At 73.0% G+C, this 24,495-nt stretch carries 26 protein-coding genes; 14 read left to right on the top strand and 12 right to left on the bottom strand.

Going from position 1 to position 24,495, the window contains the following annotated elements; translation table 11 throughout:
• Positions 1–133 precede the first annotated feature (133 nt).
• The 3 genes from E5083_RS05605 to E5083_RS05595 all read left to right on the top strand — a co-directional run bounded on the left by E5083_RS05605 (position 134) and on the right by E5083_RS05595 (position 4,524).
• The gene (locus tag E5083_RS05605; protein ID WP_135784482.1) at positions 134–754 is read left to right on the top strand and encodes an SRPBCC family protein; all 621 of its coding nucleotides are present in this window, start codon (positions 134–136) and stop codon (positions 752–754) included.
• Positions 755–790: 36 nt separating this feature from the next.
• Positions 791–3,103 carry an FdhF/YdeP family oxidoreductase gene (locus tag E5083_RS05600; protein WP_135784481.1) on the top strand — a complete coding sequence of 771 codons (2,313 nt, stop codon included), beginning with the start codon at positions 791–793 and terminating at the stop codon, positions 3,101–3,103.
• Positions 3,104–3,393: 290 nt separating this feature from the next.
• Positions 3,394–4,524 carry a winged helix DNA-binding domain-containing protein gene (locus tag E5083_RS05595; RefSeq protein ID WP_244317392.1) on the top strand — a complete coding sequence of 377 codons (1,131 nt, stop codon included), beginning with the start codon at positions 3,394–3,396 and terminating at the stop codon, positions 4,522–4,524.
• Positions 4,525–4,527: 3 nt separating this feature from the next.
• Here E5083_RS05595 and E5083_RS05590 read toward each other — a convergent pair whose 3' ends face one another.
• The 7 genes from E5083_RS05590 to E5083_RS05560 form a co-directional block, all read right to left on the bottom strand.
• Positions 4,528–6,006, bottom strand: a complete 1,479-nt coding sequence (locus E5083_RS05590) for a glutamate-cysteine ligase family protein (RefSeq protein ID WP_135784479.1) — start codon at positions 6,004–6,006, stop codon at positions 4,528–4,530.
• Between the two features lie 87 nt (positions 6,007–6,093).
• On the bottom strand, positions 6,094–8,166 hold the full coding sequence (locus tag E5083_RS05585; RefSeq protein WP_135784478.1) for a SpoIIE family protein phosphatase: 2,073 nt from the start codon (positions 8,164–8,166) through the stop codon (positions 6,094–6,096).
• A 111-nt stretch (positions 8,167–8,277) separates the two neighbouring features.
• Positions 8,278–9,102: a ribonuclease BN gene (locus E5083_RS05580; RefSeq protein WP_135784477.1), complete on the bottom strand. Its 825-nt coding sequence runs from the start codon at positions 9,100–9,102 to the stop codon at positions 8,278–8,280.
• The gene (locus tag E5083_RS05575; protein WP_135784476.1) at positions 9,099–9,647 is read right to left on the bottom strand and encodes a DUF488 domain-containing protein; all 549 of its coding nucleotides are present in this window, start codon (positions 9,645–9,647) and stop codon (positions 9,099–9,101) included. The genes E5083_RS05580 and E5083_RS05575 overlap by 4 nt, the downstream gene beginning before the upstream one ends.
• A gap of 38 nt (positions 9,648–9,685) precedes the next feature.
• Positions 9,686–10,546: a Rieske (2Fe-2S) protein gene (locus E5083_RS05570; protein WP_135784475.1), complete on the bottom strand. Its 861-nt coding sequence runs from the start codon at positions 10,544–10,546 to the stop codon at positions 9,686–9,688.
• 152 nt (positions 10,547–10,698) lie between these two features.
• Complete coding sequence (locus E5083_RS05565) at positions 10,699–10,923, bottom strand: hypothetical protein (protein ID WP_135784474.1); 225 nt, start codon at positions 10,921–10,923, stop codon at positions 10,699–10,701.
• Positions 10,924–10,983: 60 nt separating this feature from the next.
• Positions 10,984–11,226, bottom strand: coding sequence for a hypothetical protein (locus E5083_RS05560; RefSeq protein ID WP_135784473.1), 243 nt, complete (start codon positions 11,224–11,226; stop codon positions 10,984–10,986).
• Positions 11,227–11,605: 379 nt separating this feature from the next.
• On the opposite strand from E5083_RS05560, the gene E5083_RS05555 reads away from it, so the two are divergent.
• The 6 genes from E5083_RS05555 to E5083_RS05530 all read left to right on the top strand — a co-directional run bounded on the left by E5083_RS05555 (position 11,606) and on the right by E5083_RS05530 (position 17,712).
• A complete protein-coding gene (locus E5083_RS05555) occupies positions 11,606–12,259 on the top strand; it encodes a fasciclin domain-containing protein (protein WP_244317391.1) in 654 nt (217 codons plus the stop codon).
• A gap of 96 nt (positions 12,260–12,355) precedes the next feature.
• A complete protein-coding gene (locus E5083_RS05550) occupies positions 12,356–13,612 on the top strand; it encodes an NAD(P)/FAD-dependent oxidoreductase (protein WP_135784472.1) in 1,257 nt (418 codons plus the stop codon).
• On the top strand, positions 13,606–14,337 hold the full coding sequence (locus E5083_RS05545; protein WP_135785229.1) for a DUF1365 domain-containing protein: 732 nt from the start codon (positions 13,606–13,608) through the stop codon (positions 14,335–14,337). Before E5083_RS05550 ends, E5083_RS05545 begins: the two co-directional genes overlap by 7 nt.
• Positions 14,334–15,614 (top strand): SAM-dependent methyltransferase, encoded by a 1,281-nt coding sequence (locus E5083_RS05540; RefSeq protein WP_135784471.1) that lies wholly within the window; start codon positions 14,334–14,336, stop codon positions 15,612–15,614. The genes E5083_RS05545 and E5083_RS05540 overlap by 4 nt, the downstream gene beginning before the upstream one ends.
• Positions 15,611–16,915, top strand: a complete 1,305-nt coding sequence (locus E5083_RS05535) for an SAM-dependent methyltransferase (RefSeq protein WP_135784470.1) — start codon at positions 15,611–15,613, stop codon at positions 16,913–16,915. The genes E5083_RS05540 and E5083_RS05535 overlap by 4 nt, the downstream gene beginning before the upstream one ends.
• Positions 16,912–17,712, top strand: a complete 801-nt coding sequence (locus tag E5083_RS05530; RefSeq protein WP_135784469.1) for a DUF1295 domain-containing protein — start codon at positions 16,912–16,914, stop codon at positions 17,710–17,712. The genes E5083_RS05535 and E5083_RS05530 overlap by 4 nt, the downstream gene beginning before the upstream one ends.
• A gap of 65 nt (positions 17,713–17,777) precedes the next feature.
• Here E5083_RS05530 and E5083_RS05525 read toward each other — a convergent pair whose 3' ends face one another.
• The 5 genes from E5083_RS05525 to E5083_RS05505 all read right to left on the bottom strand — a co-directional run bounded on the left by E5083_RS05525 (position 17,778) and on the right by E5083_RS05505 (position 20,795).
• Positions 17,778–18,527: an anti-sigma factor gene (locus tag E5083_RS05525; protein WP_135784468.1), complete on the bottom strand. Its 750-nt coding sequence runs from the start codon at positions 18,525–18,527 to the stop codon at positions 17,778–17,780.
• The gene (locus tag E5083_RS05520) at positions 18,524–19,108 is read right to left on the bottom strand and encodes a sigma-70 family RNA polymerase sigma factor (RefSeq protein ID WP_086694527.1); all 585 of its coding nucleotides are present in this window, start codon (positions 19,106–19,108) and stop codon (positions 18,524–18,526) included. The genes E5083_RS05525 and E5083_RS05520 overlap by 4 nt, the downstream gene beginning before the upstream one ends.
• A gap of 130 nt (positions 19,109–19,238) precedes the next feature.
• On the bottom strand, positions 19,239–19,589 hold the full coding sequence (locus E5083_RS05515) for a hypothetical protein (protein WP_135784467.1): 351 nt from the start codon (positions 19,587–19,589) through the stop codon (positions 19,239–19,241).
• Positions 19,582–20,208 (bottom strand): Asp23/Gls24 family envelope stress response protein, encoded by a 627-nt coding sequence (locus E5083_RS05510; protein WP_135784466.1) that lies wholly within the window; start codon positions 20,206–20,208, stop codon positions 19,582–19,584. The genes E5083_RS05515 and E5083_RS05510 overlap by 8 nt, the downstream gene beginning before the upstream one ends.
• On the bottom strand, positions 20,205–20,795 hold the full coding sequence (locus E5083_RS05505) for an RNA polymerase sigma factor (RefSeq protein WP_244317451.1): 591 nt from the start codon (positions 20,793–20,795) through the stop codon (positions 20,205–20,207). The genes E5083_RS05510 and E5083_RS05505 overlap by 4 nt, the downstream gene beginning before the upstream one ends.
• A gap of 283 nt (positions 20,796–21,078) precedes the next feature.
• Between E5083_RS05505 and E5083_RS05500 the strand changes: the two genes are divergently transcribed.
• From E5083_RS05500 to E5083_RS05480, 5 genes are all read left to right on the top strand, one after another.
• Positions 21,079–21,591 carry an Asp23/Gls24 family envelope stress response protein gene (locus tag E5083_RS05500; protein ID WP_135784464.1) on the top strand — a complete coding sequence of 171 codons (513 nt, stop codon included), beginning with the start codon at positions 21,079–21,081 and terminating at the stop codon, positions 21,589–21,591.
• Positions 21,592–21,663: 72 nt separating this feature from the next.
• Complete coding sequence (locus E5083_RS05495) at positions 21,664–21,849, top strand: hypothetical protein (protein WP_086694531.1); 186 nt, start codon at positions 21,664–21,666, stop codon at positions 21,847–21,849.
• Positions 21,846–22,796, top strand: a complete 951-nt coding sequence (locus tag E5083_RS05490) for a DUF6286 domain-containing Asp23/Gls24 family envelope stress response protein (RefSeq protein ID WP_135784463.1) — start codon at positions 21,846–21,848, stop codon at positions 22,794–22,796. The genes E5083_RS05495 and E5083_RS05490 overlap by 4 nt, the downstream gene beginning before the upstream one ends.
• A complete protein-coding gene (locus E5083_RS05485) occupies positions 22,796–23,368 on the top strand; it encodes a hypothetical protein (RefSeq protein WP_135784462.1) in 573 nt (190 codons plus the stop codon). Before E5083_RS05490 ends, E5083_RS05485 begins: the two co-directional genes overlap by 1 nt.
• A complete protein-coding gene (locus tag E5083_RS05480) occupies positions 23,358–24,254 on the top strand; it encodes a YihY/virulence factor BrkB family protein (RefSeq protein ID WP_135784461.1) in 897 nt (298 codons plus the stop codon). Before E5083_RS05485 ends, E5083_RS05480 begins: the two co-directional genes overlap by 11 nt.
• Positions 24,255–24,495 lie beyond the last annotated feature (241 nt).

Genomic DNA, 24,495 nt, shown 5'->3' with positions numbered 1-24,495 from the left:
AGCCGGGCCCGGACCTTTCTCGCGCTCGGGTGACTCGAAGCCCGGGTTCGGGGAAGCGGAAGAGATGCCCTGCCCCATAAGGGGAGGACCGGGTCTTCCGACGCCCGGTTCCCTCATCGGAAGAAGGAACGTGATGGCGCACGAAGACGACGGTGGGCAGGCCGTGCCGAACACCCCGAGCATGCGCTCCGACGACGACGGCGTCACACGCCGCCGCCCCCTGCGCGAGCGGCACGTCGAGGAGACGGTGGAGGTCGCGGTGCCGGTCCGCACGGCCTACAACCAGTGGACGCAGTTCAAGACGTTCCCGCGCTTCTCGACCGTGGTGCGCGACGTCGAGCAGATCAGACCCACCGTCACCGAGTGGACCATCGGCTACGGCCCCCTGCGTCACCGTTTCGCGGTCGAGATCGTGGAACAGGACCCGGACGCCTACCTGGCCTGGCGTGGCCTGGAGCAGCACCCCACCCACCAGGGCGAAGTCGAGTTCAGGCCGACGGAGTCCGGTGGCACCGCGATCACGGTCCGGATGCTCCTCCAACCGCGGGGTGCCGCGAGGGTGTTCACCCGCTCGTCCAGGGTCGTGGGGCTGGCCGTGCGACTGGTCCGCGAGGAACTGGTGGGCTTCAAGCACTTCATCGAAGGGCTCGGTCAGGAGGGCGGTGCCTGGCGCGGCACCATCCGCAACGGCCGGGTGCAGCACGACTCCCCGGAACCGCCCAGGAGCCGTGTCGCCCAGTGGCCCGTCGGCTGACCCGCGTACCGCACACCGCAAGAGAAAGGCCAAGCGATGCAGCACCCGCCCGGTGAGGAGCCGGAGACCTCCCTCTCCGTGACACCGCCGAAGAAGTGGGCGGCCGGGGTCCCCGCCGTCGTGCACGCGCTGGAGTACTCCCTGGAGCAGACGTCCCCGCGCAAGACCGGGGTCGACCTGCTCACCATGAACCAGGTGGGCGGGATCGACTGCCCCGGCTGCGCGTGGGCGGACCCCGCACCGGGTCGGCGCCATCGCAATGAGTACTGCGAGAACGGCGCCAAGCACATCAACGACGACGCCACCACGCGCCGGATCACCGCCGACTTCTTCCGCGAGCACAGCGTGTCCGACCTGGCCGCCCGCTCCGACATGTGGCTCAACCAGCAGGGCCGGCTTACCGAGCCGATGATCAAACGACCCGGGTCGGACCACTACGAGCCCATTGGCTGGAACGACGCTCTGGGCGTCCTGGCGCAGGAACTCCAGGGGCTGGACTCGCCCGACGAGGCGGTCTTCTACACCTCCGGCCGGGCCAGCAACGAGGCCGCCTTCGTCTTTCAGCTCTTCGCCCGCGCCTACGGCACCAACAACCTGCCCGACTGCAGCAACATGTGCCACGAGTCCAGCGGCTTCGCCCTGAACGAGACGCTGGGCGTCGGCAAGGGCACCGTGAGTCTCGACGACCTCCACCACGCGGACCTGATCTTCCTGGTGGGGCAGAACCCGGGCAGCAATCACCCTCGGCAGCTTTCGGCCTTGGAGGAGGCCAAGCGCAACGGCGGCCGCATCGTGGCGGTGAACCCGTTGCCGGAGGCGGGGCTGCGACGCTTCAAGAACCCGCAGAAGCCGCGAGGGGTCATGGGACGGGGCACCCAGATCGCCGACCGCTTCCTGCACATCAAGCCGGGCGGGGACCTCGCCCTGTTCCAGGCCCTGAACCGGTTGTTGCTGGAGGCGGAGGACGCGCGTCCCGGCACCGTCCTGGACCACGACTTCATAGACGCCCACACCTCCGGTTTCGAGGAGTTCGCCCAGCACGCCCGCACCGTCGACTGGGACGACGTACGGGCGGCTACGGGACTGACCCGCGAGGAGATCGAGAAGATCCGCGACGAGGTCCTGCGGAGCGAACGCGTCATCGTGTGCTGGGCGATGGGCATCACCCAGCACAAGCACGGCGTACCCACCATCCGGGAGATCGTCAACTTCCTTATGCTGCGCGGCAATCTGGGGCGCGCCGGTACGGGCGCCTGCCCGGTACGCGGCCACAGCAACGTCCAGGGCGACCGCACCATGGGCATCTGGGAGCAGATGCCGGACACCTTCCTGGACGCGCTTCAGGAGGAGTTCGGCTTCGATCCGCCGCGCCCGCACGGCTTGGACTCGGTGAACTCGATCAAGGCGATGCTGGAGGGCCGCGTCAAGGTCTTCCTCGCCCTGGCCGGGAACTTCGTGCGCGCAGCACCCGACAGCGAGGCCACCGAGAAGGCGATGCGTTCGTGTCGGCTGACCGCCCACATCTCCACCAAGCTCAACCGTTCGCACACCGTCTGCGGTGACACGGCTCTGATCCTGCCGACGCTGGGGCGCACCGAACGTGATGTCCAGGCCGACGGCGAGCAGTTCGTCACCGTCGAGAACTCCATGAGCGAGGTGCACACCTCCCAGGGACGGCTCGAACCGGCCTCGCACGTGCTGCTGAGCGAGGTCGCCATCCTGTGCCGGCTCGCCCGGCTGAGCCTCGGCGGCGAAAAAGACATCCCCTGGGCCAAGTTCGAGGGCGACTACCACACCATCCGCGACAGCATCTCCCGGATCGTGCCGGGCTTCCACGACTTCAACGCCCGGGTGACCCGTCCGGGAGGCTTCCAACTGCCCAACCCGGTCAACGAGGGCGTGTTCAGGACCGAGACCGGCAAGGCCCGGTTCACCTGCAATGAGCGGGTGGTCCCCCGGGCTCCCGAGGGTCACCTGCTGCTGCAGACCTTGCGTTCGCACGACCAGTGGAACACCGTCCCGTACACCAACAACGACCGCTACCGCGGCATCCACGGCAGCCGCCACGTGGTCCTCGTCAACCCGGCCGACGTTTCCGAACTCGGCCTTGCCCAGGGCGAGCGCGTGGACCTGGTGAGCGTCTGGGAGGACGGTACCGAGCGCCGGGCCGAGAACTTCGAGGTCGTGTCCTACCCGGCGGCCAAGGGTTCGGCCGCCGCCTACTACCCGGAGACGAACGTCCTGGTGCCGCTCGACAGCGTCGCCGACGTGAGCAACCAGCCCACGTCGAAGGGCATCGTCGTCCGCCTCGAACCCACGGCAGACCGATCCCGGCCGACGCCCGTCTGACCGAACCCGATGACGCCTTACCTCCACGGGCGGCCCATGACATGGCCCGCCCGCGCGGGGCCCCCTACCGCGGAGCGCTGGGCACGCGACTCCTGCGGAGGCGGGGGAGTGGTGCCGGGTGGACGGGACGGGTCAGGTGAGGTCAGCTACTGCTTGCCGAGTGTCGCCGTTCTGGGCTTGGCGGGCCGGGCATGGTGCGCAATCCCCCTCCCGGTATCCGGTGACAGGGACCGTGAAGGCTTGCCAGCGATTCTCGGCGGATGCAGGGGCGGGGCGTAGTCTGCGCCGTTATGATCACCGCGCGTGAACTCAACCGGGCTTCTCTCAGTCGTCAGTTGCTGCTGGAGCGCGAGCGACTGACCGTCCCCGACGCGATCCGGCGCGTAGTCGCGCTGCAGGCGCAGCATCCGGCCTCGCCTTACCTGGCGCTCTGGAACCGGGTCACGGGTTTCGCTCCGGCCGAGCTCGACAGCGCCTTCATCGAGCAGGCGGTGGTCAAGGCGACCCTGATGCGGATCACCTTGCACGCCGTGCATGCCGAGGACTATCCGGTCTTGCGCGCGGCGGTGCAGCCTACTCTGTACGCCTCCCGGCTCGGCTTCCGTTTCGCTGAGGCGGGGCTGACCCCAGCGGACGCCGACGAGTTGGTGCCGGGACTGCTGGCCTTCGCCCGCCGGCCACGGACATCGGCCGAGATGCAGGCGTGGGTCGAGGAGCGGCTCGGTGCCGAAAAGAAGGACGGGGCGTGGTGGGGGCTGAAGGCGTATGCGCCGCTGCACCATGCCCCCACAGGCGGGCCGTGGTCATTCGGTTTCCGGCCGTCCTTCGTCGCGGCCGGGACCGGGCCCGTCACCGCGGGGCGGGCGGCGGAGCCACAGGCGCTACAAACCCTGATTCTGCGCTATCTGGCAGGCTTCGGGCCCGCGTCGGTGGCGGACGTGGCGCAGTTCGCCATGGTGCAGCGGGCGCCCGTTCGCGAGGCCCTGCGTGCTCTGGACGGTGCTGTCGAGCAGGTCCAAGGCCCGGACGGCGGCACGCTGTTCGACGTTCCGGGCGGCCCCCGGCCTCCAGCGGATACTCCCGCACCACCTCGGCTCATGGCGATGTGGGACAGCGTCCTGCTGGCCTACGCCGACCGCAGCCGGGTGATACCGCCGGCCTACCGCCCTCTGGTGATCCGCAGGAACGGAGACGTACTGCCCACCCTGCTCGTGGACGGCTACGTCGCCGGTGTGTGGCGCCCAGTGGACGGAGGGATCGAAGCCACGGCCTTCCACTCCCTGTCACAGGCCGCCTGGGACGGACTCGCCGCAGAGGCCCGTTCCCTGAGGGCGCTCCTCGGCGACCGCGAGGCGAAGGTCTACAGCCGCCACCACCACTGGTGGGCGAAGCTTCCCGAGACCGAGGTGCGGACGTTGTGACCCTCACTCCACCGGCCAGGTGTGCACCGGGGCGTTGAGGTGCATGTAGTCGATGTACAGCTCCGTCATCCGGCGCAGCGCCTCGTGGCGGCTGGTGTGCGTGGTGTCCTCCAGCTTGTGCACCGTCTCCTTCTGCCACACCGCGCCGTTGCGGGCCGTGACACACCGCTGCTCGATGATGCCGAGCAGCGGCTCCCGCCACGCCGCGTCCATGCCGGACAGCTCCAGACCCCGGTGCGCCAGCGGCAGCAGCCGCCGCAGCACCAGTTCCGGCACCGGCACCTCGCCCATGCCGGGCCAGTACAGCAGCGCCTCGATGCCGTGCCGGGCGGCGGTGTGCAGGTTCTCCTCCGCCGCCGAGAACGACATCCGCGACCACACCGGCCGGTCCTCCTCCACCAGGGCCCGCGTCAGGCCGTAGTAGAAGGCACCGTTGGCCAGGGTGTCCGCGACCGTCGGGCCCGCAGGCAGCACCCGGTTCTCCACCCGGACGTGCGGCCGGCCGTCCGCGACCGCGTACACCGGGCGGTTCCAGCGGTAGATCGTGCCGTTGTGCAGGGTCAGCTCGGCCAGCTCCGGAATGTCGCCCCGGTCCAGGGTCTCCGCCGGGTCCTGCTCGTCGCACAGCGGCAGCAGGGCCGGGAAGTAGCGCAGGTTCTCCTCGAACAGGTCGAAGACGCTGGTGATCCACCGCTCCCCGAACCACACCCTCGGCCGCACCCCCTGCACCTTGATCTCCTCGGGCCGGGTGTCCGTCGCCTGCTCGAACAGCGGGATACGGGTCTCGTGCCACAGCTCCTTGCCGAACAGGAACGGCGAGTTCGCCGCGAGCGCCACCTGCACCCCCGCGATGGCCTGGGCCGCGTTCCAGTAGCCCGCGAAGTCCTCCGGAGAGACCTGGAGATGGAACTGGGTGCTGGTGCAGGCCGCCTCCGGGGTGATCGTGTCCGCGTAGGTGCGCAGCCGGTCCACGCCGTCCACCTCGATGCGCAGGTCCTCGCCCCGGGCCGCGAACACCTGGTCGTTGAGCAGCCGGTAGCGCGGGTTCTCCGACAGCGCGGCCACCCCGATGTCCGCCTGGCGCAGCGTGGGGAGAATGCCGACCGTCACCAGCCGCGCGCCGACCGTACGGGCCCGGTCCTCGGCGTGGTTGAGCGCCGCCCGGATCTCGCCCTCCCAGGCGTCCGGGCCGCCCGCGGTCAGCCGGCGCGGCGGCACGTTGATCTCCAGGTTGAACCGGCCCAGCTCGGTCGACCAGGACGGGTCCGCGATGGCCTCCAGCACATCGCTGTTGCGCATCGCGGGCTCGGCGCCGGCGTCCACGAGGTTCAGCTCGATCTCCAGCCCGACCCGCGGCCGGTCGCTGTCGAAGCGCGACTCGCGCAGCATCTGGGCGAACGCGTCGAGGCACTCCTGCATCTTGATGCGGTACCGGCGGCGGTCCTCGCGGGTGAAGACGAGCGCCGGGACGTCCCGTCCCATCGGCCCTCCCTGCCCTTCTCGATTCCCTCCTCCAACACCTGTGCCCCCAGCCTCGCACCACCCACCGCACCCCACCACGCGGCGGCGCTACGGGTGGTCCACCACCCGCGCGAGCAGCAGGGCCACGTCGTCGTGGTCGTCGGGGTGGCGCAGGCCGGTGACCAGCCGGTCGCAGACCTCCTCCAGCGAGGGGCCGGGCTCGCCCAGCAGCGACAGCAGCGTCTCCAGGCGGTCGTCGATCGCGTGCTGCCGGGTCTCCACCAGCCCGTCCGTGTACAGCACCAGCAGATCGCCGGGCTCCATCGGGACGGTGACCGCCTCGAACGGCACCCCGCCCACCCCGAGCGGCGCCGCGGTCGGCAGGTCCAGGAACTCCGGCGGGCGGCCGGGCCGGGCCAGGGCGGGCGGCAGATGCCCGGCGTTGGCGACCGTGCACCGGTTGGTGGCGGGGTCGTACACCGCGTACAGACAGGTGACGATGTAGTGCTCCAGGTCGCAGGTGATCCGGTCCAGATGGCGCAGCACCGCCTCCGGGGCCAGGTCCAGGTCGGCGTAGGCGCAGGTCGCGGTGCGCAGGCGGCCCATGGTGGCGGCCGCATCGATGCCGTTGCCCATCACGTCGCCCACCACCAGGGCGGTCCGGTCGTCGGCCAGCGGGATCACGTCGTACCAGTCGCCGCCCACCTCGCTGGTGGCCTGCGCGGGCTCGTAGCGGGAGGCCACCTCCAGGCCGGTGTGGCGGGGGGAGTGGTCGGGCAGCAGGCTGCGCTGGAGGGTGAGCGCGGTGTTGCGCACGCTCTGGAACCAGCGCGCGTTGTCGATCGCCACCCCGGCCCGGCCCGCTATCTCGGCCGCCAGCACCACGTCGTCCTCGTCGAACGGCAGCGGATTGCGGGTCCGCTTCAGGTCCAGCGCGCCCAGCACCTCGCCGTGCGCGATCAACGGCACCGCGAGGTACGAGTGCACGCCCGCCTCCGCGAGCAGCGCCTCGCCGTCCGCGTCCCGCGCGATCCGCGGCAGGTCGGCGGCCTGCACCTGCGGAATCAGCACCGGGCGCCCGGTGTGCACGCACAGGGTCACCAGCCGGTCCCCGTCGTAGGCGGCGAGGTCGCCCGGCGGGTCGGCGGCGCGGGTCGCCACCGTCGGATGGGCCGCCTTCAGGGCGAGCGCCCGGAACAGCTCGGGCCCGTGGTCCGGGCTGCTCATCCGACGGCAGGCCAGCGCCGAGTCCAGGACGTCCACCGCGACCACGTCCGCCAGTACCGGCGCGGCCACCTCGGCCAGCTCGCGGGCCGTGCGCTCCACCTCCAGGGTGGTGCCGATCCGCGCCGAGGCGTCCGCGATGACCGCCAGCCGTCTGCGCGCCCGGTCCGCCTCCCCGGCCGCCTGGTGCCGCTCGGTGACGTCCACGACGGAGGCGGCGGCGCCCAGCACCCGGCCGCTGGGGTCCTCCAGCCGGTAGAAGGACAGCGACCACGCGTGCTGCTGTCCGGGATCGTTGCGCGGGCGGCCCACGTGGTACTGGTCCAGCAGCGGGATGCCGGTGGTGAGGACCTGGCGCAGCGCCGACTCCACGGTCTCCATGTCCGTCAGCGGCAGCGTCTCGCGCAGGCTCCGGCCCACGTGCTCGGCGGCCGGCATGCCGTCGATCCGCTCCAGTGCCGGGTTGACCAGCAGATACTTCAGGTCCGGGTCGAGCAGGGCGAGCCCGATGGGGGACTGGTAGATCAGCCGCTCGCACAGCGCCAGGTCGGTCTCCACCCGCTGGAGCAGGCCCCGGTCGGCGGCGATACCGAGCGCGTACACATCGCCCTCGTCGTCGAGCAGCCGCATGGTGCGGAACTCGGTCAGCCGGCTGGAGCCGTCCTTGTGCCGTACCGGGAAGGCGCCCGCCCAGCCCTGGCCGGTGGCCAGCACCTCGCTGAACAGCCGTACCGCCGACTTGATCCGCCCCGGCGAGACCAGCAGCGATCCCGCCTCGGAACCGAGCGCCTCCTCGGCGGACCAGCCGAAGAGATCCTCCGCCTGCGGGGTCCAGAAGACGATGCGCCCCCGGGTGTCGAGGACCACCGCGGCCACGCTCAGCAGGTCGAGCAGCCCCGTCGGCCGGGGGTCCCCGGCGTCGTGCTCCTCGTCCGACTGGAAGGAGTCCACTGCCATCCCGCCACCTCCACCCAACCGGTACGGGCGTCGCCCGACAGCTCGGGACCGGTACCCCTCCATGCTGCCCCCGCCGCCCGCTCACGCCCACCGCAGAGCCCGCCCGCCCCGTCAGCCGCCCTCCTCCTCATCGTCCTCGTCGTCCTCGTCGTCCTCGTCGTGGGAGGGCACCCAGTGGTGCTCGGTGAACCAGCGGCCGAACAGCGCGCCCCCGTACACCACGAACCCCACGCCGATCAGCCAGGACGACACCACCAGCACGGTGCCGACCGCCCCGTAGCTCAGCGCGTTGGTGACGATCAGCGGGGTGAAGATCAGGGTGGAGAAGGCGCGCAGCCCGGCCAGGCCCACCACGCTGGCGATCGCGCCCGGCAGCAGGTCCCGCCAGCGGACCTGGCCGCCCAGCAGGAACCACGGTCCCCACCAGAAGAAGAACAGCGTGGTCACCGTGGTGAGGAAGGTCCGGGAGAAGCCTTCGACGGTCGTCCCGGTCTGTACCTCCTGGTACAGGTACGCCATCAGCACCAGCAGCCAGGTCGCCTGCCGCCACACCCGGTGCCAGCGCCCGGCGGGCAGCCCCCAGATGCGCTCGAACGCGTTCTGCACGCTGCCGCCGAAGGACACCCCGAACACCGCGAGCATCAGGATGCTCCACGCGCTGGTGGTGCCGATGACCTCGCGCGGCGGGCTGAACACCTCGTTGAGCACCTTCGCGGAACGGCCCGACAGTCCCATGCCGTCCGACAGCCAGGACGGGAAACCGCCGCGCACCAGCGGGTCGGCGGCGGCGACCACGATCAGCAGCGGGGCCAGGGTCACCAGCGCGAGGGTGGCGAACCCCATCGCCCGGTGCAGCAGTTCGAGCTCCTGGCCGCGCCGGATCAGCTTGTGCAGGGCGAGCCATTCCCAGGCTCGCTCCAGCCGGCCCCGGCTCATGAACCCGGCCCGTCGGACCCGGCGGGCGGCGGGTAGGTGATACGCCCCTCCTCGACGTGCGCGTGCTCGTTCAGCGACGCCGGCTTCGTGCTCGTCGCCGACATGATGTGGTCCACGTCGGCGCCCGCCGCCAGCAGCGCGTCCGTGATGAGCCTGCGGTGGCAGCGCCAGGGCACCGCCTCGCTGCACATGATGGCGGGCCGGCCGTGCTCGGCCAGTTCCAGGAGTTCGTCCAGCCCCTCCCGGAACTCGTCCGTGGCCATGTGGTCGGCGTAGTCCCGGAACGCCTTGACACGCCAGGCGCCGTTGGGACTCGGCACATCCTTGGGCGTGTGCCGGCGCCCGCCGAGCTGCGGAATCCAGCGGTACTCGATGTCGGGCGGCAGCGCCTCCTCGATGGCCGGCCGGTTCCACTGCGGGAACTTCCGCGAGGAGGGGAACGAGCGCACGTCGACCAGATGGGTGATGCCGTTGTTCCGCAGCATCGTCACCAGCTCGTCGACGTCACGCGTGGAGTGCCCCACCGTGCGGATACGGTTCGTCATCCCGGCGCCGCCTCACCCGACCCGCCCGTGCCGCCGGTTCAGGCGTTCGCGGCCCGCACCAGCACCCGCTCCTGGGAGATCTTCACGTCCCAGTCCGGCTGCGGGACCGTCGCCGGACCCCGCGTCACCTCGCCGTCGGAGAGCCGGAACGCGCTGCCGTGCCAGGGGCAGTGGAGGCAGCCGTCCGCGTCGACCTTGCCCTCGTCCAGCGGGCCGCCGGCGTGTGTGCAGGTCGCCGACAGGGCGTTCACCGTGCCGCCGTGCCGCACCAGCACCACCGGGACACCGCCCGCGTCGACCCGCAGCGGCTTGTCCTCCTCCAGCGCGGTCAGCGCCGCCACGTCCGTCCACTTGCCGGTCGGCTCCTCGAACGCCGTGTGGTTGACGCCGATGCCGTTCACGTACGACAGGTGGCCGCCCAGGTAGGCCGAGGCGCCGGTCAGACCGAGGCCCACCCCGCTCAGCACCACACCGGCGCGCCGACGGCCGGTCAGCCGGGCCACCCAGGACGCGGCCTGGAGCACGGTCGCCGCGCTGTTGAGCATCCCGTGCACCAGGCCGACCCGCTGCGGGCCGCCGAGGGTGTCCGCCCAGTCGGACGCGCCGCTCGCGGCCGTCGGCACCACGGCGAGCAGCCCGAAGCCGACGAGTTTGCGGGCCGCCACGGCACCGCGCTCGCCCGCCGTCAGGTCCAGCACGGTGGCCATGCCCCAGGCGCCGATGGGCACATCGGTGAGCACCGGGTGCAGCGCGTGGCCCAGCCAGGTACCGGAGAGAGCGTTCTTCACGGCGGTCGGCCGCGTCACCTTGTTCACCAGCTCGGCCGCCGGACCGGTGAGGGCGTCGAGCGCGGTGCGGTCCTCGATGTCCTGGATGACGTGCTCGATCTGCTTGGGCATGACACTCGCTCCTCATAGCGTTCGGACCTGACGGGCCGGTGTCCCGAGGGTGCTCCGGCTCGCGCTCTCATCTGGGCCAGACTGTCCTTGCCCGAGCATCCCGGGCCGCCGGTACGGCAGTTCGCCGCCGGTGAGGGGCCGGGTTCCCCTGTTCAGCGGGGCCACTCCCGCGGGCCCGCGCCCCGCCACTCGACCCACCCCGCGCCGACGACGTCCGCCTCCTCCACCGAGGCGAGGCCCTCGGGCCCGGCCCGGCGCAGGAACTCCACGACGTCCAGCACGGTGTAGGCCATGCCGACGAACCGGTCACCGACGCGCACCCGCCTGCCGCCGTCCGGGGCGGGCGGGTAGATCACGACGGGTGTCTGCGGGGCCATGTCCCGAGCGTGGCCGAGAACCGCGGCCGCCGCATGCCGGAGTGCTCCGGGACGGGGGCGCTACTCGACCGCGGGGTCCTCCTGGGTGTGCCGTACCGCCTCCTGGACCGACCGCTCCAGCGCGCCGCGGTCCTCGCCGGTCGCGGCCGCCCGGTCGGCGATGGCCGCGCACACGGCGTCGTACGCCGTGCGCCAGCGGCGCCGCTGGGCGTCGTACTCGCTCCCGGTGAGACCGGCCAGCTTGGCCCGCTCCACCTCTGCGGACCGTTCCAGGGCGATGAGGCTGTCGGGAATGTCTGCCACGTGGGGATCGTAAGCGCGGCGGCCGGAAGGCGCCTCCCGGGTTCCGGAGCGAGGCCCTTCTATCCGGCGCCGGAGGCCCGGCGGATTGGTCTCGATCTTTATTTCACCTGATCGGGGGAGTGACCAATCCGCTTCGGCGGCAGATCCGGATTCCCCGTGTGAGGGATGAAGAGCGGTACCACCGGTTGCCGGCCGCCCCGGCGCGCTTCGCACTGGGCGCGCCGCGCGGACCGCTCTTCGGTGGAGCCCGGGCGCCGACTGCCACGAGCCGCCCCGGCTCCACCGGCGCCGCACACCTCCCCTCCGCCCCGCACCGGTTTTTCCCGCTATGACCCTCAGCGCGGCCCCCGTCGCGCGCCACTCAGGAGATGACGAAGAGATGATGACCACCACCCGCACCCGCCGTGCCGCCGTCACCCTCGCCGCCGCCGCAGTGCTGCCCCTCGCGCTGAGCGCCTGCTCCTCCAGCGATGCCAAGGACAGCGGGAAGTCCGAGTCCTCGGCGCCCGCCGCCTCCTCGCCCAAGGCCAGCGAGAGCATGGGCGGCGCCCCCATGGACCAGCCGTTCGGCCCGGCCTGTTCCTCGGTGCCGAAGAACGGTGCCGGTTCCTTCGACGGCATGGCCAAGGACCCGGTCGCCACGGCCGCCTCCAACAACCCGGCGCTGTCCACGCTGGTCACCGCGGTGAAGAAGGCCGGTCTGGTCGACACCCTCAACAACGCCCAGAACATCACGGTGTTCGCGCCGACCAACGACGCCTTCAACAAGATCCCGAAGGCCACGCTGGACAAGGTCCTCGCCGACAAGGCCCAGCTCACCAAGATCCTGACCTACCACGTCGTCGGCCAGAAGCTCGCGCCCAAGGACCTGGAGAACGGCTCCTTCGACACCCTGGAGAAGTCGAAGCTGATGACCTCCGGCTCGGGCGAGTCCTACACCGTCAACGACTCCGCCAAGGTCGTCTGCGGCAACGTCAAGACCGCCAACGCCAACGTCTACATCATCGACACCGTCCTGATGCCCAAGAGCTGACCCCACCCGGCAGCGCCCGCCCGCTCCGGGTCCCCGGAGCGGGCGGGCGCGCAGCCCTTTCCCCCTGACGCCCCACTCCCTCGAAGGGAAAGCACGATGCGCCGAACCGCCGTCGTGGGCAGCGGAGTCGCCGGACTCACCGCCGCCCATGTGCTGCGCCGGGCCCACCACGTCACCCTGTACGAGGCGGACGACCGCCTCGGCGGCCACGCCCACACGCACGACCTCATAGCCCCGGACGGCCGCATCCACCGGGTCGACTCCGGTTTCATCGTGCACAACCGGCGCACCTACCCGAACCTGCTCCGCCTCTTCCGCGAACTCGGCGTCGCCACGCAGGAGTCGGAGATGAGCATGTCGGTGCGGTGCGAGGGCTGCGGCCTGGAGTACGCCGGTGCGCGCGGCGCCCGCGGCCTGCTCGCCCAGCCCCGCAACCTGCTGCGCGGCTCCTACCTGCGCATGCTCGCCGAGGTGACCGCCTTCCACCGGGCCGCCCGCGCCCTGCTGGAGCACGGCGGCCACTCCACGATGACACTGGGCGAGTTCATGGACCGGTCGGGCTTCTCCCCGTACTTCCGGGCCCACTTCATGACCCCGCTGGTCTCCTGCGTCTGGTCCTGCGACGCCGAGACCGCGCAGCACTACCCGGCCGCGTACCTCTTCCGGTTCCTCGACCACCACGGCATGCTCTCCGTCACCGGCTCACCCGTGTGGCGCACCGTGACCGGCGGCTCACGCAGCTACGTCGACCGGGTCGCCGCCGAGGTGCAAGAGGTCCGCACCAGCGCACCCGTCCGCACCATCCTGCGCCACGCCGACGGCGTCGACATCACCACGCGGGACGGCACCACCGCCTCCTACGACCACGTCGTCGTCGCCGTCCACCCCGACCAGGCGCTCCGGCTGCTCGGGGACGCCTCCGCCGACGAGAAGGAGGTGCTGGGCGCCTTCCGCTACTCCCACAACACCACCCTGCTGCACACCGACGCCGCCCTGCTGCCCCGGGCCCCCGGCGCCCGCGCCTCCTGGAACTACCTGATGCCGAACTGTTCGGCGGGCTCGGACCGGGTACGCGTCACCTACGACATGAACCGGCTCCAGCGTCTCGACGCCTCCCGGCGCTACCTCGTCACCCTCGGCGGCGAGGACCGCGTCGATCCCTCGCGTGTGCTGGCCCGGATGGACTACGAACACCCCGTCTACACCCCGGAGTCGGTCGCGGCCCAGCAGCGGCTGCCCGAACTCGCCACCTCCGTCACCGCGTTCGCCGGCGCCTACCACGGCTGGGGGTTCCACGAGGACGGCTGCCGCAGCGGGGTCGCGGCCGCGAAGGCGCTGGGGGTGACCTGGTGACCGCGCCCGCCCTCTACCCGTGCGTGGTCCGGCACACCCGGCGCGCGCCGGTCCACCACGCCCTGCGCCACCGCACCTACATGTGGTTCGTCGACACCGACCACATACCCGAACTGCCCATGCTGCTCCGCCCGTTGGCCCGCTTCCGGGCCCGCGACCACTTCACCGGCCGCGCCCCCTCGATCCGGGCCGCGCTCGACGGCTTCCTCGCCGAGCACGGCATCGACCTTCAAGGGGGCCGCGTCGTGATGCTCACCCACGCGAGAGTCCTCGGCCACGTCTTCAACCCCCTCACCCTGTACTGGTGCCACGACCCCGACGGCCGCCCCCGCTGCGTGGTGGCCGAGGTGCACAACACCTACGGCGGCCGCCACGCCTACCTGCTGCACACCGACGCGGCCGGGAAGGCCGACGTGGACAAGGAGTTCTACGTCTCGCCCTTCTATCCGGTGGACGGCCGCTACCACATGCGGCTCCCGCTGCCCGGCGAACGCCTCCAGCTCTCCCTGCGCCTGGACCGGCCCGGCAGCCCGCCCTTCACCGCGACCGTCCACGGCACCCGCCGCCCCGCCACACCGGGCGCGCTGCTGCGGCTCTCGCTGCGCCACCCCTGGTCGACCCTCGCGGTGTCGGCCGCCATCCGTTTCCACGGCATCCGCCTGTTCCTCAGGGGCCTGCCGGTGCAGCCGCGCCAGGTCCGCCACGACCCGGAGAACGCCACATGACCACAGCCCACCCCCGCCCCACGACCAGGACCGGCGCAGGCGCGGTCCCGGCCCCGGTGGACGCCGGCCGCTGGCCCGACGTGGCCGCCGTGCCCAAGGCGTCCCGGCCGGTGCGTACCGTCGCCGCCGCCGTCGTACGGCACGCCCTCGGCGGGCTGCCGCTCTGGGTGCGGTTCCCCGACGGCACCGTCCTGGGCCAGGGCGGACCGCTCATAGAGGTGCGGGACCCGGACGCCTTCCACGCCCGCATCGGCACCACGGGCCTGATCGGCTTCGGCGAGTCGTACATGGCGGGGGAGTGGGACGCCCCCGACCTGGTCGGCGCGCTCACCGTGCTCGCCTCCCACGCCGCCGACCTCGTCCCCGCCCCGCTGCAACGGCTGCGCCGCCTGTGGGCGCTGCGCCAGCCCGCCGCCCAGCGCAACACCGCGACCGGCGCCCGCGACAACATCAGCCGCCACTACGACCTGTCCAACGACCTCTTCGCGCTCTTCCTGGACGACACCCTCACCTATTCCTCCGCCGTCTTCCGCGGCTTCCCCGCCGAGCACGCCCTGCTGCCCGCCGCCCAGCACCGCAAGATCGACCGGCTGCTGGACCTCGCCGAGGTCGGCGAGGGCACCCGGCTGCTGGAGATCGGCACCGGCTGGGGCGAACTCGCCCTGCGCGCCGCCGCCCGCGGCACCCACGTCACCTCGCTGACCCTCTCCCGCGAACAGCGCGACCTCGCCCGGCAGCGCGTACGCGAGGCCGGCCTCGCCGACCGGGTCGCCATCGAACTGTGCGACTACCGCGAGGCGGAGGGCACCTACGATGCCATCGTCAGCGTGGAGATGATCGAGGCGGTCGGCGCCGAGTTCTGGCCCGTCTACTTCCGCACCCTGGACGAGCGCCTCGCCCCCGGCGGCCGGGTCGCCCTCCAGGCCATCACCATGCCGCACGACCGGATGCTCGCCTCCCGCGACACCCACACCTGGATTCAGAAGTACATCTTCCCCGGCGGCCTGCTGCCCTCCGTCGAAGCGGTCGACCAGACCGTGCGGGAGCACACCGGGCTCGCCGTCACCCGGCGCGACGCCTTCGGCGCGCACTACGCCGAGACCCTCCGGCTGTGGCGCGAACGGTTCACCGAGCGCGCCGAAGAAGTCGACGACCTCGGCTTCGACCATGTCTTCCGCCGGCTGTGGACCTTCTACCTCGCCTACTCCGAGGCCGGATTCCGCTCCGGCTACCTCGACGTCCAGCAGTACCTGCTCACCAAGGAGCCCACTCGATGACCGACCTCCGCACCCCCGTCCGCACCGGCGCCGCGCACCGGCTGGCCGTGCTCGTCGAAGACGCGCTCGGGGCCCCGCTGCCGGTCCGGCTGCGCGCGTGGGACGGAAGCGAGACCGGCCCGTCCGACGCCCCTGTCGTCGTCCTGCGCTCCCGCCGGGCGCTGCGCCGCCTGCTCTGGCAGCCCGGCGAACTCGGCCTGGCCCAGGCGTACATCACCGGCGAACTCGATGTGGAGGGCGACCTCGCCGAGGGGCTGCGCGCCGCCTGGACCTCCGCGCGCGAGCGGGGCGCGCACACCCCACGCCTCACCCTGGCGGACTGGGCCCGCGCGGTCGGGGAGGCCGCACGGCTCGGCGTCGTCGGACCCCGCCTGCCCGCGCCCGCGACCGAGGCCCGGCTGCGCGGCGACCGGCACACCAAGGCCCGCGACCGGGCCGCGATCAGCCACCACTACGACCTGTCCAACGACTTCTACCGCCTCCTCCTCGACGACACCATGGCCTACTCCTGCGGCTACTGGACGGCCGAGGACATGCACCCCGCCGACGCCCAGCGGGCCAAGCTGGAGCTGATCTGCCGCAAGCTCGGCCTCACCGCCGGCTCCCGGCTGCTCGACATCGGCTGCGGCTGGGGCTCGCTCACCCTGTACGCCGCCGAGCGGTACAAGGCCCGGGTCACCGCCGTCACCCTGGCCCGCGAACAGGCCGCGTACGTCCGCGAGCAGGTCCGCGACCGCGGTCTCGAGCACCTGGTGGACGTGGTGTGCCAGGACTACCGGGACATCACCGGTTCGGCCTACGACGCGGTCGCCACCGTCGAGATGGGCGAGCACGTCGGCGACGACGAGTACCCCGCCTTCGCCGCCGCCCTGCACCGCATGGTCCGCCCCGAAGGACGCGTGCTGGTGCAGCAGATGTCGCGGGGCGCCAACGCGCCGGGCGGCGGCGCCTTCATCGAGGCGTACATCGCGCCCGACATGCACATGCGGCCCCTCGGCGACACCGTCGCCCTCCTGGAGGCGGCCGGTCTGGAGGTGCGGTCGACGGAGTCGATGCGCGAGCACTACGTGCGCACCGTCGCCGCCTGGCACGAGACCCTCGAACGCCGCTGGGACGAGGTCGTCGCCCTGGTCGGCACCGAGACCGCCCGCGTGTGGCGGCTGTACCTGGTCGGCGGGGCGCTCGCCTTTGAGGAGGGCCGGATGGGCGTCGACCAGATCCTCTCCGTACGCCGCGACCGCAGGAGCGCCAGCGGGCTGGACCTCTCCGAGGCGGCCGACTGGTACCGGGACCTGGTGTGAGCGGCTTCGCCTGGGGCGCCTTCGCCGCGAACCTCGGCTGGGCGGCGCTCACCGCGCTCGGCGTCATGGTGCTCACCTTCGCCCTCGCCGTCCGCAAGGGCATGCACCGGATCGTGGACATCGCCTGGGGCGCCGCCTTCGCCGCGGTCGCCCTGGCCACCTTCGGCGCGTCGGCGGGCGAGGGAGACCTCGCCCGCCGGGCCCTCGTCACCGCCCTCACCGTCGTCTGGGGCCTCAGGCTCGCCGTCCACATCGGGCGGCGCGGCCGCGGCCACGGCGAGGACCCGCGTTACGAGGAACTGCTCGACAAGGGGTCCGGCAACCGGAACCTGTACGCCTTCCGCATGATCTACCTGCTCCAGGGCGCCCTGGTCTGGCTGGTCTCCCTGCCGGTCCAGGCCGCTCAGTACGCGACCGGCCCCCTCTCGGCGCTCGCCTGGCTGGGGACGGCCCTGTGGGCGGTCGGCATCGTCTTCGAGGCCGTCGGCGACGCCCAGAAGGCCCGCTTCAAGGCCGACCCCGCCAACCAGGGCCGCATCATGGACCGGGGCCTGTGGCGCTACACCCGGCACCCCAACTACTTCGGCGACTTCTGCGTCTGGTGGGGCCTGTTCCTCATCGCCTGCGACGGCGGAGCCGCACCCGCCCTCGTCTCCTTCGTCTCGCCGCTGGTGATGAGCTATCTGCTGATCAACGGCAGCGGCAAACGCCTGCTGGAGCGCCGTATGTCCGGCCGCCCCGGCTGGGCGGAGTACGCCTCCCGCACCAGCGGCTTCTTCCCGCTGCCCCCGCGCTGACGCCGCACCACGAAAGGAGGGGAGCCCCGGATCACCGGGGCTCCCCTCCTTTCGTCGCGTTCCGCCTACGACGGCATGCTCAGCACCGTCACCGGGGCGCTGGTCGGCTTGGCCGAGCCGCCCGCCGGTTCCACCGTCACGCCGACGCCCGAGGCACCGTCCACCGTGCCCTTCATCAGCACCGACTGGCTGGCGCGTGCCGGGTCCATCAGGCCGGCGTCGCGCATCGTGCCGCCGTCGTCGAACCAGAGCTGGTACACCTTGCCCTTGGGGGGCTCGGGCATCCTCGACGACACGAACACCGCCCGGTCCCGCTGGGCGGAGACGACCACCGTGCCGGTGCCGCCCGCCACTCTGACCGTGCGGGACTTGGCGTCCGGCGCGGCCAGCACCCCGGCCAGGTCGGACGCCTGCCGCTCCGCCTGCGCCGCCCGCTGCTGGGCGTCCTGGGCGCGGTCGTACTGCCACACCGCCGTACCGCCGAACACCGCGGCCGCCGCCACGCACGCGGCCAGCGCCCAGCGGGCCGGGCCCGCGCCGAGCGCCTTGCTCCGGCGCACCCGCTCCACCGGGGTGGTGCCGGGGGTGAGCTGGCGCACCGAGCCGACGCGGTGCAGCACCTCGTCCCGCATCGCCGGGCGCACCGGCACGGAGGCGGCCAGCGCCAGCCGGGCCGCTGCCGCCTCGAACTCCTCCACCTCGCGGGCGCAGGACGGGCAGCCGGAGAGATGGCGCTCGAAGTCGGCACGCTCGTCGTCGGGCAGTGCGTGCAGCGCGTAGGCACCCGTCAGCGTGTGCGGATCGGTCATGGTCACGCGGTCACCCCCAGGCAGTCGCGCAGCCGGATGAGGCCGTCGCGCAGTCGTGTCTTGACGGTGCCGAGCGGCAGCGCGAGCGCCTCCGCGACTTCCCGGTAGGTCAGCCCCCGGTAGTAGGCCAGCGTCACCGACTGCCGCTGGAGGTCGGTCAGCGTGCGCAGACAGCGCCGCACCTGCTCCTGCTCCAGCCGGGACTCCACCTGTTCGGTCACCTCGTCGTACTCCGGCGTACGGTCCAGCAGCGCCGCCTTGGTGTCACGGGCGGCGGCCGCCTCCACCGAGCGGACGCGGTCCACCGCACGCCGGTGCGCGAGCGTCAGAATCCAGTTGATCGCGGTACCTCGGTCGGGCCGGTAGCGCGGAGCGGTGCGCCAGACCTCCACCAGCACGTCCTGGGCCACCTCCTCCGACTGGGCCAGGTCGCGCAGCACCGCCCGGACGACCCCGAGCACCGGACCGGCCACGGTGTCGTAGACCGAGGCGAACGCCTCCTGATCACCGAGGGCCACCTCGTGCAGCAACTGCTGCAGATCCGGTTCCGCTGCCGGGTTCCTGCCGATGTAGACGGCTTCCTTCACAACTGTCCTCTCCCACGTTGCGCCGGGGCGGGGCTCCCGCGTGATGCGGCGGGAGTCGTCCCCGCGTAATCCGAGGCCATGGCGGCCGCGGATTGGTCACCCGGACGAATAACGACGACGGGTGCCGGGCTCAGACCAGCCCGGTGACGGTCACGGTGACCTTCGGCGCCTGCCGGCCGGGCAGCAGCCCGGCCAGCCGTACTTCCACGGCCCGTGCGACATCGCGGGCCACGTCGAGCGTGCGGACGTGCCCGCGCGCCACGATGTGGATCTCCACCTGCCACGGGCCTGTCTCGTCCGGCCGGCTCAGCCGCACCCCGGAGGGCACCGCCCGGCCGCCGTTCGCCGCGCTCGCGCCGCGCGGCAGCGCCGAGCGCAGCCGCCCGCCGAGGCCCGGCCGCAGGAACGCCACCCCCGGCACGGCCTCGACGGCCGCGGCGATCTCCCCGGTGAGCGTCGTGCGCAGCGCGCGGTCAGTCATCGCCCGGCCCTTCCTCGAATCCGGCCGGAGCGTCCACGAGGTCGACGATCCGGATGTCCACCGACGCGGGCCGCAGCCCCAGCCGCAGCCGGGCCGACTCGGCCACCCGCCGCCGCACCTCCTCGGCCACCTCCTCCAGCGGCACGCCCAGCGGAGCGTGCACCTCCAGGCGCACCGTCACCCCGCCCCGGCCCGCGTCCGGCGGGGAGATCCGGCACGAACCCGCGCGGACCCCGGCGACCGTCTCGGCGGCGGCCCGCAGGGTGCGCGCGGCGACCGCCTCCATCACCCACAGGTCCTCGTCGTCGTCCCCGAGCGGCACCGGGCGGCCGGGCCGCAGCTCCATCCGGACCACATCCATCACGCGCCGGGTCAGCGCCGAGGGGTCGTAGCCGGACTCCTCCGGGACGGTCTCCTCGCGCAGCTCCCGTACGGCCGACTCCAGCAGCGTCAGCTCCCGGACCGCGTCCTTGCAGTGCGGGCAGGAGGCGCGGTGCGGGTCGGGGTCGGCCTGCTCCCAGCCGTCCCATACGCCGGACAGCAGCCGCCCGCAGGCCAGCCGCTCGTCGTCGCCGCCGGGCCCGGTGTACCGGTCGGGCGGGTCGGTGTGCGTGGTCATCGCCAGGCCCCCAGTGCTCGTGTCAGACAGCGTCGTGCGCGGAAGACGCGGGCGCGCACCGCCTCCTGGCTGATGCCGACCGTCTCCGCGATGAACTCGTAGGAATGACCGTCCAGTTCGCGCAGTACCCAGCAGGCCCGCTGCTCCGCCGAGAGGTCGTCCAGCGCCCGGCGCATCCCGCGCACCGCGTCCCGCGCCTCGGTGACCCGCTCGGGGGAGTCGTGCTCCGGCGCCGCGAACTCCCCGGCCGCCTCCAGCGACGTCACCGGCCGGCGTGCCCTGAGGACGTTCAGACAGCGGTTGGTGACGATGCGGTACATCCAGGTGCCGAAGGAGGAGTGCCGCCGGAACTCCGGCAGCCGGCGCCAGGCGCTGATGAAGGCGTCCTGCACCGCGTCCTCCGCCTCGGCGCGGTCGCCCAGCAGCCGGGTGGCGAGGCCGACCAGCGCCGGGGCGTGCTCGCGCACCAGCACGGCGAACGCCTCCTCGTCGCCCTCGGCCGCGCGCACCGTCAGCAGGCCGTCGTCCCGGCGCGCCTCCCGTGCCGGGGTGGCGTCGGGCGCGCGTTCCGGTCCCGGATACGCGATCTGTCTGCGGACCCCCGACACCGGGCGGCTCCTCTCCGTCGTCCTGCCCCTTCGACACCTCGAAGGCGGCTTTGTGACGCGGATTCCGCCGCGCCCCTTTCCTGCCGTGCCCCTCATCGGCTACTTCAGGCGCGAAAACCCAGGTGGATGCAGGTCGTGGGGCGCGTCACCGGGGCGCGGACAGGCTTCAGCGGAGAAAATCCGGGAATCCGCGTCACATTCGTGGACCGGCCGGGTCCAACGGAACGACAACAGCAGTACGGCCCACCGAGAGGACCTGGTCATGAGCGTCCAGAGCGCGCCCGCCACCGGCACCGCCCCCACGGGCCCCACCACGAACCCCACCAAGCAGCCGCCGGCCACCACGGCCCTCGCGGGCGGCGCCACCGGAGCCGACGAGCCAGCCGCCACGCGCGGCCGGACCTCCATCGCCGATGTCGTCGTCGTCAAGGTCGCCGGCGTGGCCGCGCGCGAGATCCCCGGTGTGCACGCCATGGGCGGCGGCCTCTCCCGCACCATCGGCGCCGTCCGCGACCGCGTCCCCGGCGGACGCGCCAACGTCGGCCGGGGCGTCAAGGTCGAGGTCGGCGAGCGGCAGACCGCCATCGACCTCGACCTGGTCGTGGAGTACGGCGTCCCCATCGCCGACCTCGCCCGCGACGTCCGGGAGAACGTCATCGACGCCGTCGAGCGGATCACCGGCCTGGAGGTCGTCGAGGTCAACGTCACCATCAACGACGTCCACCTGCCCGACGACGAGGACACCGCCCCGGAGACCACCTCCCGCGTGGCCTGACACCGGGCGCCGGACCGGGTAAGCAAGAGCAGGGCAGCAGAGCGGTAGAGCAGGGAAGAAGGGGACGGAGAGATGGACAGAGCGCTGGTAGGGCTGATCGCCGGCATCGCGCTGGCGTTCGCCGGCTGGTTCGGCGGTTTCGGCGCGTTCCTGCTCGTGGCCGCGCTCGGCGCGGTGGGCTACGCGGTCGGGTACTGGTTCGACCGGGGCGGACGCGCCGGGGACCTGCGGCACGCCTTCGATCGGGGCCGCCGATGACCGCCCCCGAGCGGCGCGGCACCACCACGGTCTCCGACCGTGCCGTCCGCCGGATCGCCGGCCGCGCCGTCACCGAGGCGCTGCCCGGCCGCGCCGCGCGGGCGACCGGCTCCTCCGCCGCCGTACGCGGTGGCCGGGCCGAGATCGCGGTCGACGTCGCCCTGCCCTACCCGGCGCCGCTCACCCCCACCGTGCGCCGCGTCCAGGACCATGTCACCGCCCGCACCGGCGAGTTGACCGGCCTGGACGTACGCCCGGCCCGCGTCGGCGTCACCGCGCTCACGCCGGACCGGATGACGGAACCGGACGCGACAGCGCTGGAAGCCAACCCCGGCGGCCGCGTCCCCCGCCGCTGGTGGGCCCAGCGCAGGCTGCCCCTCGGCGTCCTCACCCTCCTCGCCACCCTGACCTGCGGCGCCCTCGCCACCGACCTGATCCTGGTGCACACCGGACACCGCCCGGCCGCCCTCTGGCGCACCGGCGCCCTGCACTGGCTCTACGTCCACGGCCCGGGCGAACCCCCGGTCACCGCCGCCGCCCTCGGCTGCGTCCTGCTCGGCGTCTGGCTGATCGTCCTCGCCGTCACCCCCGGCCGGCGCGGCCTGCTCACCGCCCACTCCCCGGCACCGGCCACCCACGTCGCCGTCGACCGGGGAACCGTCGCCGCGCTGCTCCGGGACACGGCCGCCGGGACCGAGGGCGTCGACACCGTCGCCGTACGGGTCCGGCGCCGCCGCGCCACCGTCCGCGCCGCCCTCGCCTTCGGGGACCGCGCCGCCGCCCGCGACCAGATCACCGACGCAGCCCGCCGCGTCCTCGCCGAGTGCGGACTGCGCCGCCCGCTCCGCCTGCGGGTCGCCGTACGCCCCCTGCCGGTCTGGACTCCGCCCCCGGCCGAGGCCGCGCCGACGCCCCTCGGGGCCGTGGCGCCCGCCGGAGGGAGCTGATGCGCACCGCCCTCAACCGCTGCGTCCTCGCCGCCACCGGCCTGGCCCTGCTGGCCGCCGGCACCTGGCTGGCCACCGCCGACCCGGCCCTCGGCACCCGGATGCCCGCCTGGTGGCCGGAACTCTCCGGCGACGTCACCTTCCTGAGCCCCGCCCGCGTCCTCGACCTGCGCAGCCGGGGCTGGTGGACGCCCACCGTGCTGGCCGCCTCCGTCGCCGCCACCGCGCTCGGCGCCCTGTGGTGTGCCCGCCAGTTCCACGGTGGCGGACGCCCGCTGATCGCCCTCCCCGCCCCCGGCGCCACCGTGCGCGCCCGCGCCCTGGAGGAGGCCGTCGCCCGCGACGCGGCCGCCCTCGACGGCGTCGCCCGCTGCCGCGCCCGCGTCCTCGCCGGACGCGGCCGGATCACCGTACGGCTGCACCTCTGGCTCCAGCCCGACACCACCCCCGACGCCGTACTGCCCGGCGTCACCCGGCTTCTCGGCCGGGCCGAATCGGCCGCCGCCCCCTGTCCCGTCCACGGCCGGGTGCGCCTGAGCGCCCGGTCCCACCAGGTACCGCATGTCCGCTGAACCACACGCCCCCGCCGCCACCCGGCCACCCCCGCCCCGCCCCGCCGACTGGGGCGCGGCGCTGCGCCGCACGCCGCTGTCCATGTGGCGTGACGACGTCTCCGACGACGCGGCCGCCCTCACCTACTACGCCATCCTCACCGTGCTGCCCGCCCTCCTGGTCACCGTGATCGCCTTCGCGCTGATCAGCCCGGGCACGGCGGAACGGTTCATCACCCAGGTCACCGCCTACGCCCCCGCCGAGTCCGGCGGCGAACTCCACGACGTACTGGGCCGCATGCTGCGCCCCGACGCCGCGATCTGGCCGCTGCTGGTCGCCGGGACGGCCAGCGCCATCTGGTCCGCCTCCAGCTATCTGGCGGTCTTCCGCCGCTCCCTGCACCGCATGCACCGCGTCGAGGACCACCGCTCGCCGCTGCGCAAGGCCCACCGGATCGTGCTCACCGCGCTGGGGCTGCTCGGCCTGCTCCTGGTCAGCGCCCTGGTGCTGCTGCTCACCGGGCCGGTCGCCGAGGCCGCCGGACGCTTCTTCGGCCTGGACGCCACCGTGGCCTGGGTGTGGCGGCTGCTGCGGTGGCCCCTGCTGCTGGTCCTCGCGGTCGTGCTGATCGTGGTCGTCTTCCGCACCGGGCCGCCGCAGGCCAAGCGGCGCAGCCACAGCCTGCCCGGCGGAGTGCTCGCCGCCACGCTGTGGATCATGGTGTCGGGCGGCTTCGCGCTCTACACCTCGGTGCTGGGCGGCTACAGCCGGCTCTATGGATCGCTCGCGGGCTCGGTCGTCTTCCTGATCTGGCTCTGGCTGTCCAACCTCGCCCTGCTCACCGGCGCCCAGTTCACCGCCGAGCTGAACCGGACGCCGGCCCAACCGCCCCCGCCGGCCCGCTGAGCCGGGGCGGGCCGGGTCCAGGAGCTGAGCCGCGATCCCGCTGAGCACCAGCCCCGTGGCGATCAGCAGCCCGTCGGGCAGCGCGATCCCGGCCGCCAGCAGCACCCCGCCGAGCGCCAGCAGCCACCAGTACCGGCCACGGAAGGGACGGGGCCGGGCGCGCGGCGGGGGTGCGGGTTCGTGACGCGGACCGTCGTACGGACCGCTCCGGGCGAAGTGCCCCCGCACCCCGGCCAGGGTC

Source organism: Streptomyces bauhiniae (assembly GCF_004784475.1).
Classification (GTDB): domain Bacteria; phylum Actinomycetota; class Actinomycetes; order Streptomycetales; family Streptomycetaceae; genus Streptomyces; species Streptomyces seoulensis.
Note: the sequence above shows the minus strand (reverse complement) of the source record. Positions and strands in the feature narration are given on the sequence as shown.